Origin of the sequence: uncultured Winogradskyella sp. (assembly GCF_947496485.1) — a bacterium.
In the GTDB taxonomy this organism is placed as follows: domain Bacteria; phylum Bacteroidota; class Bacteroidia; order Flavobacteriales; family Flavobacteriaceae; genus Winogradskyella.
Genome location: NZ_CANMCZ010000006.1, coordinates 161578 through 174264 on the forward strand (window position 1 = coordinate 161578; position 12687 = coordinate 174264).

Consider the following 12687-nt stretch of genomic DNA (forward strand, 5'->3'; position numbering starts at 1 on the left):
TGCCTTTATTTATTAAATACCAAAATCATGAAAAGCAACTATATGATAATTCTTATGTGTTTTACATTTATGTATAATGCATTTTCTCAGACTAAAATGGACGATTTGGCTCGTTCTCATTTTGAAGAAACAACACAAAACCCCAAGTTCAATAAAGAAGATTTCTCTGAATGGAAAGTAAATAAAATTACACCATCACTAAATCCAGAGATACAACATGTATATATACAGCAGTATGCAAACGGTATTCCTATTAAAGGTGCTACCTACAAATTAACGGTTAAAAACGAAAAGGTCATTTGGCATTATAACCAATTTGTTAATGATATTAATAAAAAAATTAAACTGACTTCTGCAGCTTTAAGTCCAGAAAGTGCAATCAATAAAAACGCACAATATCATCAGTTAAAAACCCCTGTATTAAAACATAAAAAAACTCTTGGTGAGAAAATTAGCTTTAACAATACTGGAATAAGTTCAACACCTTTAAAGGCTAAACTTAATTACATACCTTATAAAAATGAACTCAGATTAGTTTGGTCCATTAGCTTAAATGAGAAAACAGGTAAACATTCTTGGAAAGACGATGTTGATGCCGTAACAGGTGAGGTATTGAAAAGTAAGGATCTAATTCTTTCTTGTAGTTGGGGAGGCGAAAAAAATATAGCCAATGAAAAACCTAAAAATCACCCAAAAAAGAATGATTATGTTAAAAAACTTAACACCAAACTTAAACTAATTACAAATTCAAACTTCAATTCAGGTTATCGTGTATATGCAATGCCTCTAGAAAGTCCTTTATTTGGAGCTCAAAGTATTGTAAGTAATCATCATAGTCCTTTAGCATCACAATATGGCTGGCATAGTGTTAATAATCCAAATGGTCATGAGTTTACTATTACAAGAGGTAATAACGTTTTAGCGCAAGACGACTCAGCAGCTGTCAATCCTTATACACCAAATGGAACTGCACCAACTGGCACTTTATATAACAATGGTACTTTAAACTTTTATTTTCAGTATAATAATTCGTTAAGTCCAACTAGTCCCCAGAACAAAAAAGCCGCGATTACAAATCTCTTTTATTGGGTTAATATTGCACATGATGTGTCATATCATTACGGATTTGATGAAGCAAGTGGTAATTTTCAACACAACAATTTTGATAGGAATGGTGATACTAATAGTCCTTTACCTGATCCAATATTTGCAGACGCTCAAGACACAGGTGACCAAAATAGTATTGGGAGGTTTTCTCCTACAGATGATGGAGAAAGCCCTAGGTTAACAATGTTTGCAAATTCTAATTTAATTGATAATAGAGATACTTCATTAGCCAACTTAATTATTGCCCACGAGTACGCTCACGGCATCTCAACACGTCTAGTAAACGGTGGAATAGATGCTACTGATTACCCAGGAGCTGATAACAATGAAGAAAACATGAATGAGGGTTGGAGCGACTGGTTTGGCTTAATGTTAACTATAAACCCTGATGCTGAAAACCCAAGAACTAGGACTATTGGTAATTATGTTAGTAATCAAGATGAAGATGCAACGTCAAATGAGTTCAGGCCAACACCTTATTCAACTGATATGAATATAAACGGATTAACCTATGCAAATATAAACTCAAGTATGACTTCGCACCAAGTAGGCTTTATTTGGGCTACTATACTATGGGATTTATCATGGGCACTAATCGACGCAGAAGGTTATGATAGTGACCTATATACAGGTACAGGTGGTAACAATAAAGCCATGGCTCTAATAATTGAAGGTATAAAAAACACACCTCGCATAATGGGCTTTGTGTCTGGAAGAGATGCTATTTTACAAGCAGACCAGGATCTCTATAATGGCCAATTCGAATGTTTAATTAAAGAAGTCTTTCGTCGTAGAGGTGTAGGATCTAGAGCTGAAGAAAGTCCTGATTCTTTGGGTGGTCAACGCCCATCATTTGATGCATCTTGTGAAGTAGAGGAATGTTCTAATACTATTACACCAAATTATAGCGAAGGATTTGAAACCTCTATGGGTTTTTGGACTCAGTCTTCTTTAGATGATTTAGATTGGGTTAGAAATTCTGGCAGTACACCTACAAGTGGTACTGGTCCAGATGGAGGTAGTGATAGTTCAAATTTCTACATGTATACTTTAGCAACAAACAGTGGTTTTGGTAACTCTTTGAAATCAGCCATATTAAACTCACCATGTATAGATTTGACTGGTATTACAAATGCTAACTTTAGCTTCGATTATCACATGGAAAACCCAGGTGGTAGAGGAGGTGAACTTCTACTTGAAGTAAGCAATAATGCAGGACTTAGCTGGTCTAATTTATGGGGTGAAATAAATAGTACTGGTAATAATTGGATTACAGTTAATATAGACCTTATAGACTATGTTGGCGATGAAATACAACTTCGTTTTAAAAGATTGAATGCTACAAATGAAACAGCAGACGTGGCAATTGATAATATTAATCTCAACCAAACACAAGATGAAGATTGCTCACAAGCCTATGTAAAGATAACATCAAATACTCCTTTAGATTGTGAGGTATTAGGTTCTGATTTTGAATTTCAAATATGTGGAACATACTGTGAAAGTGAAAATAGTGGTCAATCTTTACAAAATCTAGAAGTAATAATACTAGACGCAGATAATAACACTGAAATTAGTTCAATTCCTGCGAATGAAATAGATTTTTTCTTGAATTCTAATGGTGAATATAGTTATTGTGCTACTATTACAGAATCCAATTTTACCAATGGACTTATTGGTAATTACAACTTTAAAGCTTTAGCTTCATTTTATACACAAGGCACCAATGAAGTATTTGAGCTAGCTGATATGGCTGAAGGGATTTCTTTTGAAAATTGTCAAATAGAATGTCCTCCTTTCATTGATGTGACTATTGAAGATAATCGCATCTTAAAATGGCAGACTGAAGAAGAAGTTGAAGAATATACGTTTGTTTTCGCAGAAAATAGAGAATGTGTTAGTACAGAAGAATTTGAATTTTATTACACTGTTAGCCTATCTAACAACTATTATGACCTAGGTCCGTTGATAAAAAAGTTCAATGGTATATGTATGCAATACAAAATAATATCCGAATGTGGGGCTGAAACACCTTGGTGTAATATATTTTCTAATGGCGAAGAATGGGTTTTTCTAGATGGAAATTGTCTAAATCAGCAGCGAATAGCTAAAAACAATATTACCGTATTTCCAAATCCTGTAAAAGCTGCCTCCACTTTCAGAATTAAAGGTTTAGAAGCTTATGATGTAATTAGCATTGAAGTAAACGATTTATTTGGTAACATAAAGTATAGACATAAACTTAAGTCTGATACAATTAGATTAGGTAATCTTAATACTGGTATTTACTTTATTTCAATATCTACTAAACAAGGTATAATTCAGAAGAAAATTATTGTGGAATAATATCCTTTTTAAATTATGCTAAAGGCTTTGATTATCATCAAAGCCTTTTTCTATTTGCTTTCTCTAATCCAAAACAAACCCCAAAACCTCACCTGTAGCACCATTAGGAAAACTAATACCAAGTAAGGCTGAAATGGTTGGTGCAATATCAGGAATCACAGTTTTGTTATAAGTTTCACCTTGTTTTATACCTGCACCAAAAAATAACAAAGGCACATGCGTATCATAATTAAGACCGCTACCATGAGTAGAACCCGTTTTACTGTATGCAATATGAGCTATATCATCAACAACAATAACATCTCCAGAGCGTTTTTGGTTAAATCCATTTTGTAGTAAGGTTTCAATACCAGTTGTATAATTAGTACTATTCATTGTTGTAGCCGTATAAACTTTAGCAATATTTGGATAACTAATTTGTTCATCAACAAGTGCTTGTTCAACATCATGAATGTTTAAACCCAATTCTTTTAGCTTTGTCTTGTTAAAGAATATTTGATTGTTACTCACATTTTCTACTATATCTTTTGTTCCATAAGCAGATTCTAAAAAATTGGTAAACCGTTCCTTTCTATCATTATAATCCAAATAACCAGCAGGAATATTAACAGATTGTAAATATGCTGGCACGTTTACAGCACCATGATCTGCTGTTAAAAACACTGAGTATTCGCCTTCACCAACTGTTTGATCTAAATAGTTGAATAAACGTTCTAAATCTCTATCTAAACGTATATATGTATCCTCAATTTCTTTCGAATTAACTCCAAAATTATGACCAACATAGTCTGTACTAGAAAAACTCACAGCTAAGACATCTGTTTCGTTGTCTTGCCCTAAAGATTCACCCTTAATTGCCGCTAATGTAAAATCTACTGTAAGGCTATTACCATATGCAGTAGCTTTCAAAATATCAAATCCATTATTTTCAGATTTTAAAGCTTCTAAATCATAAGGAAATGTTGCCGTTTCTTTTCCTTTAAAACCGCGTTCAAAATTATTTAAGTCACTTCCACTTTCAATATAAGTTTCTATCGGTTGATACGTATCCCATATTTTGAAATAAGATTCAGCAGTATCTGAAGTATTAAAGTCTTTAACCCATTGCGGTAAATCATTTCTATAAAATGTACTTGTTATCCATACACCTTCATCTTTACCATGAAACCAATACGCTGCATTAGCACTATGACCTGCAGGTAAAATAGCTCCTCTATCCTTAATTGCAATTCCAATGCTTTTGCCTCTCATTTGAGTAAACAATCGGTTTTCATCTGCAAAACTTGTCGTTAACATTCGGTGTGGTGACATTTTTCCTGCCATATCTTCTGTACCCACAGATTCAACACTATCATCACTAGCACAATACACAGTCTCTTTCGTTTCCTTATCATACCAATTATTAGATATTATGCCATGATACTTAGGTGTTGTTCCTGTGTAAACCGAAGCATGTCCAGGACCTGTATAGGTTGGCACGTAATTGAAGTGGTTGTTCTTACAGTTAAAACCTTCGTTCATCATACGCTTAAAACCACCTTCACCAAACTTAGATTCAAAACGTGTTAGGTAATCATAACGCATTTGATCTACAACAATACCAACGATTAATTTTGGCTTGGCACTATTAGTCGTATTAACTGTATTTTCTATAGATGTCAATGTTTTATCCTGTGATCCACAAGAAGAAAACATAAATACAATTACAATTAGCGAAAGGAATTTTTTCATGCTTAGATAGGTCTTACAATTCAATTTCAAAAATACAATTTTTAGAACATCTTAATTTAAATTAACGTTAATAACTAATCATTTTTTATACATTAGCATTATCAAATTCTAGAATGACATACCTCCATAATATAGGCGCTTACTTTATAATGATTAAAGATATGTTTCGCAAACCAACTAAATGGTCTGTGTTAAAAACTTTAATTCTTAAAGATATTGATGACCTCATCATTGGTTCCTTAGGAATTGTAGCATTTATAGCATTTTTTGTTGGAGGAGTTGTAGCGATACAAACGTCGTTAAATATTAGTAATCCATTAATCCCTAAATATCTAGTTGGTTTCGCAACTCGTCAATCTATTATTTTGGAGTTTGCTCCTACGTTTATTTCCATTATCATGGCTGGTAAGGTTGGATCTTTTATCACCTCTAGTATAGGTACCATGAGGGTTACAGAACAAATTGATGCGCTCGAAGTTATGGGAATAAATGCCATTAACTATCTTGTATTTCCAAAGTTTGTTGCACTTACACTCTATCCTTTTGTTATTTCTATCGCTATGTTTCTTGGTGTACTAGGTGGTTTAGCAGCCTGCGTGTATGGTGGATATGGTACTTATGAAGATTATATTTTTGGTGTGCAAAATGATTTTATTCCATTTCACATGGCTTATGCATTTATAAAAACTATGGTATTTGCATTTATCTTAGCAACAATACCGTCATTTTATGGATATTTTATGAAAGGAGGAGCGTTAGAAGTTGGTAAAGCCAGTACGACTTCATTCGTTTGGACTAGTGTTGTAATTATTTTGTTAAACTTCTTACTAACAAGTTTATTATTAGGCTGATGATAGAGGTAAAAGATTTACATAAATCGTTTGGTGATGCTCATATCCTTAAAGGAATTACTACTTCCTTTGAAAAAGGAAAAACCAATCTTATTATTGGACAAAGTGGTTCAGGTAAAACTGTCTTTTTAAAATGTCTATTGGGCTTATTTGAGTTTGAACAAGGCTCTATTTCCTATGATGGTAAATTTTTCAGTAAGTTGAGCGGTGATGAAAAACGAGAATTAAGATCAAAAATTGGAATGGTATTTCAAGGTAGTGCTTTGTTTGATTCTATGACTATTGCAGAGAATGTGATGTTTCCATTACAAATGTTTACTAAAATGAATAAAAGTGAAATGGAAGACAGAGCAGATACAGTTTTAAAACGAGTTAATTTACCTGATGCCCATAAAAAAATGCCGAGTGAAGCTTCTGGTGGAATGCAAAAACGTGTTGCTATTGCACGCGCTATTGTGAATAATCCTAAATATCTATTCTGTGATGAACCAAATTCTGGTTTAGACCCAAAGACTGCTATCGTAATAGATAATCTTATCCAAGAAATTACTGACGAATATCAAATAACAACTGTTATTAACTCTCATGATATGAATTCTGTAATGGAGATTGGTGAAAAAATCGTATTCCTCAAAGATGGTCTAAAAGCCTGGGAAGGCTCTAAAGAAACCATATTTAGAACCGATAATGAAGTGGTTACTGACTTTGTCTATTCTTCAGAATTATTTAAAAAAGTACGTAAAATGTATATAGAAGAGAATGAATAAGTTAATTTCTTCTCACGAAGATAGTATCAACTTTCAATTCTTCTTTTAACCATTTTTGCAATGCTCGTTCTCTAACCAAAACCACACTATCAGATAAAGATACTTTCCACCTTACATTGGCAACGGTTACCGTATCTATATTTATAAAATCTTTAGATTCTAACATTTTCGCATATCCGAAAAACTCTAAATCGTTAAATCTTACTTTGGCATCTTTAGATAAGGCACTAAAAGATATTGAATTCTTATTTGTGTTTTTGGATTCTATAAGCTGATTTAAATTAGTGATGTTTTCCTCTAATTCTGTTATTTGTTTTTGAAGTCCGTCTATAACATTATCTTTTCTATCTAAATCTGCATATGCCCTGTCTAGTGACTGTATCAAACGGTCTGCACTCCTCGTTTTATTTGCATTGATTACCAATTCAAAGTCCTGAAGGTTTTCATAATTCTTCTTTTCGTTTTGAATATCCGAAATCATTTCATCACTAACATCTCCATTAAAAAAGAGACTTAACTTCTTATTATCTGTATCTAAAACTTTTCTTTGTAGCCATAAGTTAGGGTTAGATTCAATCTCATTTTCTACAAAATTTTTGTAATCTCTTTCGTATTTGTTCTCCTGTAATACAGTTAAAAATGTCCAAATTGCAGGTATCATAACTATAATAGCTATTAGCATTGCAAATCTTGAGATACGTTTACGTTTTGCCGAATTAGCGTATTTAAGCATTGGAAAACGTAATATTTTTAATACTAAAAATGTTGCTAACGCTATGAATATGGTATTGATAGTAAACAAGTACATTGCACCACCAAAAAACTGCCAATTACCCTCAGCCAAACCATAACCTGCTGTACATAATGGCGGCATTAAAGCTGTTGCGATGGCGACACCAAAAATAACAGAGGCAATAGTTCCTTTTTTTGTACGTGCTATGATTAGAGCCAAACCACCAAAGAAGGCAATAAGTACGTCTCTAATATCTGGACGTGTTCTCCCTAAAAGTTCTGAAGTTTCTTCACTCAAAGGAAATAACCAGAAGAATAAAAAAGCAGTTAATAAACTCAACACAATCATTGTCGCTAAGTTTATCAATGATTTCTTTAAAGTGTCAATATCATTAATAGCTATAGACATACCAACTCCTAAAATTGGACCCATTAATGGCGAAATTAACATGGCACCAATCACAACAGCAGTAGAGTTCGCATTGAGACCAACCGAAGCCACGAATATAGAACAAACTAAAATCCAAGCCGTTGCTCCCTTAAAAGGAATATCAGCTTTTATAGCAGAAATAGTTGCATCTCTATCTGTGTCATCCCTAAAGTCGAGTAGCTCGCTTAAAAACGTTTTTGTACTAGCAAATAAGCCTCGTGCATCCTTTCTTACAGCGTCTTTCTTTTCTTCAACAGCATTCTCCTTATTTATTTCGTTTGTTATTTGCGATTTCTCCTCCTCAGAAAAGTTAAATTTATTTTCTTCACTCATAGTTTAACCATATTCCTCTCCAAAATTAGCTTTCACATTTTGAAGTACTTTTTTAATATCTTGTTCTTTTGCTTTAGGAAAGATAACTAAAACTTCGTCTTTATCAACAATGATATAATCTTTTAGTCCATCCACAACAACAATTTTATTTGCTTTTGATCTTATCATATTACCAGACGCATCTTCCAATAACACTTTAGAATTCACTATGGCATTATTGTTTTCATCCTTATCTAGCTTATCATAAAGACTTCCCCAAGTTCCAAGGTCATTCCAATCGAAAGTAGCAGGAATTACATAAACGTTTTTGCTCTTTTCCATTATGGCATAATCTACAGAGATGTTTTCTGCTTTGGCATAATTATCTCTGATGAAATCGTCTTCAAACTCTGTGTTATAAACATTATAGCCGTTTTCAAATAGCTCAAATAATTCAGGTTGATTATTTTTGAACGCAGCAATAACCGATTTAGCACTCCACATAAAAATACCAGCATTCCAAAGAAAATTACCTTGACTTATAAAGGACTTAGCTGTTTCATAATCTGGTTTTTCTCTAAATTGACTAACATGCGCAATACCTTGGGAAGATACTGCATCAAATTCTATATAACCATAACCTGTATTCGGAAACGTAGGAGTGATACCTAAAGTCATTAAAGTATCGTTTTCGGAACAAAAATTGAATGACTGCTTTACGTTATCTGAAAATGCTTGCTCATCTTCTATCCAATGGTCACTTGGTGCTACAATCATTACAGCATTTTCGTTTTCTTTCTGAATTTTTAAAGATGCATATAATATACATGGTGCTGTATTTCGCATAGCCGGTTCTAAAACGACTTGACGCTTTGTAACACTCGGTAATTGCTCCATGACTAAATCATTGTAACGCTCATTAGTCAAAATGAAAATATTTTCTTCAGGAATCAATTGCGCTAAACGATTAAATGTTTTTTGAATTAGTGTATGACCAGTACCAAGCATGTCGTGAAACTGCTTAGGAAAATCTTGTGTACTCACAGGCCAAAATCTTGAACCGACTCCACCTGCCATTAATATGGCGTAATAATTTTTATTTTTCATTATTCTAATAATTCTACTTCAGCATTAGGGTTGAACAGATATAATTTACCTGTTTTAACCTCAACACATTCAAAGCGTTTTCTTCGTTTATTTCCCTTTTTAAAAACTCTATCATTATAAAGCTTAAAGGCTTGTCCCAAAGGTACTTCAAATACATATGTCTTATCATTACTTTCGTCGAATTGCTTTAAGGCTAAGGCGAGTTGCGTGTCTGTATCGCTGGATGCTTTTGGGTTCTTAAAATGTTTTGCCAATAAAGGTAATAATGAGATTGGAAATATTTCTGGTCTAAGATAAGGTAACATTAAATGCTGAAAAGTTTGTTTCCATTCTTTACCGTGAGGTTTTATAAAACGACCATATGTACTGTAAGCTTCAAAATGTGCAATTTCGTGTATTAAGGTAATTAAAAAACGATACGGATTTAAATTAGAGTTTATTGTAATCTGATGCTTACCATTAGGTAACTGTCTATAATCTCCATGTTTGGTTTTACGCTCGTTTTTAACTTTAACGACCAAATTATCATTTACCAATAACGCTTTTATCATTGGTTGTGCTTGTTCTGGGATAAAATCTATATGTGTTGTTTGCATTGCTGTAAAAATACAGCTTTTAGAAAATTTGGTAAGAAAAAATAGAAACACTTTTAGATTTTACTAAAAGTGTTTCTCAGCCATATTATTAATACTTCTCCGCAAGTAAAGATGATGTTTCTAACATATTGATAAAATCTTGCCTATAGCCATTTATATCATCTCCTTTGGCTTTAGATGCCAATTCCTCAACCATAGCATATGTGATATTCCCTTTGTAATTAGAATCTCTTAATAAGAGACCAAAGCCAGCAACTGCAGACGAAAATCTAAAGTTATTTGAAGTTAATTCTAACTTCACTCCTTCATCTACAATGGTATTAGTAATTAAAATACTTTCGTCTTGCTTTGGTTTTTTATATCGAAATTTTATGGTCAGTAATTCATCAGTTTTAGATGCTCTTGTACTTTCTGTTTTTTGATATTTTAAAGGATCATGTTTTGATATATTCTCAGTTGAATTTGAAAGAACCACCTCATAAAGCGCAGTAACCGTATGACCTGCGCCTAATTCACCGGCATCTTTTTTATCGTCATTAAAATCTTCATCATTCATAAGTCTATTTTCATAACCTATTAATCTGTAGGCTTTAACTTGTTTTGGATTAAACTCAATCTGAATTTTTACATCCTTAGCAATCGTGAACATATTGGTGCGCATATCAGTTGAAAAAACCTTTTTTGCTTCTTTAATATTATCAATGTAGAAGTAATTTCCATTTCCTGCATTGCTTATTTGTTCCATTCTACCATCTTTATAATTTCCCATTCCAAATCCGCAAATAGTAAGGTAAATATCTTCTTTTCGCTTTTCTTCAATCAACCTCACCAATTCAGAACTTGATGACATACCTACATTAAAATCACCATCTGTTGCTAATATCACTCTATTATTTCCATTTGCAATTAAATTCTCTTTCGCAATATTATATGCTAATTGTATACCTTGACCTCCTGCTGTAGAACCACCAGATTCAATTCTATCTAAAGCTCTAATAATTTTTTCTTTTTTTGACGCTTTTGTAGAAGGTAAAACTAATCCTGCAGAACCAGCATAAGCTACTATAGCAACTTTGTCATTTTCATTTAATTCGCTCAACAATAATTTTAGTCCTTTTTTAAGCAACGGTAATTTATCATTAGATGACATAGAGCCTGAGGCATCAATTAAAAACACAAAATTGCTAGGTTTTAAATCATTATAATCCAATGATTTTCCTTGAATTCCGATATGAACAAGTTTATGCTCAGTATTCCACGGACAATCTGCAACTTCATTAGAAAATGAAAAAGGATGTTTATCTGTGGGTTGAGGGTAATCATAGTTAAAATAATTAATCATTTCTTCTATTCGCACAGCATCCTTTGGTGGTAATTGATTGTTATTTAAAAAACGTCTAACGTTACTATATGATGCATTATCTACATCTATAGAAAATGTTGATAAAGGATTTTGTTTCGCCTCTTTAAATGCGTTTTCATAAATTCTATCATATTCTTCTGTATTATGATCAATTACTACCTCTTCGTCTGCAGCTACATTATACAATTCAACTTCTTCTACTGAATAAATAGTGTTTTTAGATTCATTAGGATTATGACAGGCGCTAACTAACAAAACAACTGCCAATCCGATTGAAAATTTAATTACTGATTTAAATGGTTTTACTTTCATAATTTTATATTTTTAAACGTTATACAAGCAAACCTAGAGCACTATTGATTTTATCCTTTGGAAAACACTTGTAAATCATTTGTAAATAGTTTACAAATATTACACAATTGACTTTCAGCACCTTATATTAAATTTGAATTTAGAAGAAAAGCATATATTCTCACAGCTAAAACTAGCCATAACGCAAAAGTTCTTGGAAGGTAACAGTGCATCTCATACTATTGAAGATTGGAAAGGTGATGATATTATAGCATTTCAAGAAGATTTATTTGATAAAGTAAAAGCACGTGTAAGCGAAAAATGGTTCTATACCTATTTTAAGAATGAAGCAAAAAAATTACCTCGAATTGATATGCTTAATCTATTAAGTAATTACGTAGGTTACCAAAACTGGAATGCTTTTGAGGCTGAAAATAAAGTTAAAACTAAAATCTCAAAACCTAAAAAAGCTTATAAAACATACTTATGGCTTATAATATTATTACCATGTATTTTATTAGCGTTTTCTATTATTAATAAAAAAAATGAGTATCAATTTTGTTTTTATGATTCTATAAAGAATGAACCAATAAACAACGTTATTTTAAATATTAAAATTTTGAAAAATGGTGAATCACCAATTCATAGAACCTCTGATTCTTTAGGTTGTTTTAACTATTCGGCAGCAGATAAAGAAATTAAATTTATTGTTGAATCACCTTATTATAAAACGGATACAATTGTTAGACAATTTAACTCTAATAAAAATACAGTCGTAAAGCTTGTAGCTGATGATTATGCCTTAATGCTCAATTATTATACGAATAAGAATATTAATGAGTGGAAAAAACACAAGAAAAAACTAAGTGCTATTTTTCATGACAACGCAGAAATTTATCAATTTTTTAAAAATAGTAACGCTGTAGAACTATATACAAAACAAGAATTTATTCAGAAATTGACTATTCCGACTAGAAGTTTAAAAGACATGCAAATCTTAGATAAAACTGTAGTTGACGGTAAAATTGTAAAATTAAAATTTGTAATTCATTAA

Annotated in this window: 9 protein-coding genes; 4 read left to right on the plus strand and 5 right to left on the minus strand. The window is 32.2% G+C overall.

Translation table 11 applies throughout. The features are described 5' to 3' along the window. The first annotated feature begins 27 nt into the window (after positions 1 to 27). Positions 28 to 3453 carry a M36 family metallopeptidase gene (locus Q0822_RS16220; protein ID WP_299125668.1) on the plus strand — a complete coding sequence of 1142 codons (3426 nt, stop codon included), beginning with the start codon at positions 28 to 30 and terminating at the stop codon, positions 3451 to 3453. A 63-nt stretch (positions 3454 to 3516) separates the two neighbouring features. Here the strand turns inward: Q0822_RS16220 and pafA are convergent, their stop codons facing one another. Further along, complete coding sequence (gene pafA / locus Q0822_RS16225) at positions 3517 to 5184, minus strand: alkaline phosphatase PafA (protein WP_299125670.1); 1668 nt, start codon at positions 5182 to 5184, stop codon at positions 3517 to 3519. Positions 5185 to 5297: 113 nt separating this feature from the next. Here pafA and Q0822_RS16230 point away from each other — a divergent pair, with 113 nt between their 5' ends. Together Q0822_RS16230 and Q0822_RS16235 are read left to right on the plus strand one after the other, a co-directional pair. Next, complete coding sequence (locus tag Q0822_RS16230; RefSeq protein ID WP_299125673.1) at positions 5298 to 6035, plus strand: ABC transporter permease; 738 nt, start codon at positions 5298 to 5300, stop codon at positions 6033 to 6035. Then, complete coding sequence (locus Q0822_RS16235) at positions 6035 to 6802, plus strand: ATP-binding cassette domain-containing protein (protein WP_299125676.1); 768 nt, start codon at positions 6035 to 6037, stop codon at positions 6800 to 6802. The genes Q0822_RS16230 and Q0822_RS16235 overlap by 1 nt, the downstream gene beginning before the upstream one ends. 1 nt (position 6803) lies before the next feature. Here the strand turns inward: Q0822_RS16235 and Q0822_RS16240 are convergent, their stop codons facing one another. From Q0822_RS16240 to Q0822_RS16255, 4 genes are all read right to left on the minus strand, one after another. Further along, positions 6804 to 8297: a DUF389 domain-containing protein gene (locus tag Q0822_RS16240; RefSeq protein WP_299125678.1), complete on the minus strand. Its 1494-nt coding sequence runs from the start codon at positions 8295 to 8297 to the stop codon at positions 6804 to 6806. A 3-nt stretch (positions 8298 to 8300) separates the two neighbouring features. Continuing rightward, entirely contained in the window at positions 8301 to 9383 is a 1083-nt protein-coding gene (locus Q0822_RS16245) for a mannose-1-phosphate guanylyltransferase (protein ID WP_299125680.1), read from the minus strand. Then, complete coding sequence (locus Q0822_RS16250) at positions 9383 to 9979, minus strand: SprT-like domain-containing protein (protein WP_299125682.1); 597 nt, start codon at positions 9977 to 9979, stop codon at positions 9383 to 9385. The genes Q0822_RS16245 and Q0822_RS16250 overlap by 1 nt, the downstream gene beginning before the upstream one ends. An 88-nt stretch (positions 9980 to 10067) precedes the next feature. Then, positions 10068 to 11654, minus strand: a complete 1587-nt coding sequence (locus tag Q0822_RS16255) for a VWA domain-containing protein (RefSeq protein ID WP_299125685.1) — start codon at positions 11652 to 11654, stop codon at positions 10068 to 10070. A gap of 133 nt (positions 11655 to 11787) precedes the next feature. On the opposite strand from Q0822_RS16255, the gene Q0822_RS16260 reads away from it, so the two are divergent. Continuing rightward, a complete protein-coding gene (locus tag Q0822_RS16260) occupies positions 11788 to 12687 on the plus strand; it encodes a hypothetical protein (RefSeq protein ID WP_299125688.1) in 900 nt (299 codons plus the stop codon).

Excerpts from the sequence above, each read along its gene's own strand:
- Q0822_RS16235 (WP_299125676.1), top strand. The coding sequence starts at position 6,035 with ATGATAGAGGTAAAAGATTTACATAAATCGTTTGGTGATGCTCATATC.
- Q0822_RS16250 (WP_299125682.1), bottom strand. The coding sequence starts at position 9,979 with ATGCAAACAACACATATAGATTTTATCCCAGAACAAGCACAACCAATG.
- Q0822_RS16220 (WP_299125668.1), top strand. The coding sequence starts at position 28 with ATGAAAAGCAACTATATGATAATTCTTATGTGTTTTACATTTATGTAT.
- Q0822_RS16230 (WP_299125673.1), top strand. The coding sequence starts at position 5,298 with ATGACATACCTCCATAATATAGGCGCTTACTTTATAATGATTAAAGAT.
- pafA (WP_299125670.1), bottom strand. The coding sequence starts at position 5,184 with ATGAAAAAATTCCTTTCGCTAATTGTAATTGTATTTATGTTTTCTTCT.
- Q0822_RS16245 (WP_299125680.1), bottom strand. The coding sequence starts at position 9,383 with ATGAAAAATAAAAATTATTACGCCATATTAATGGCAGGTGGAGTCGGT.
- Q0822_RS16255 (WP_299125685.1), bottom strand. The coding sequence starts at position 11,654 with ATGAAAGTAAAACCATTTAAATCAGTAATTAAATTTTCAATCGGATTG.
- Q0822_RS16240 (WP_299125678.1), bottom strand. The coding sequence starts at position 8,297 with ATGAGTGAAGAAAATAAATTTAACTTTTCTGAGGAGGAGAAATCGCAA.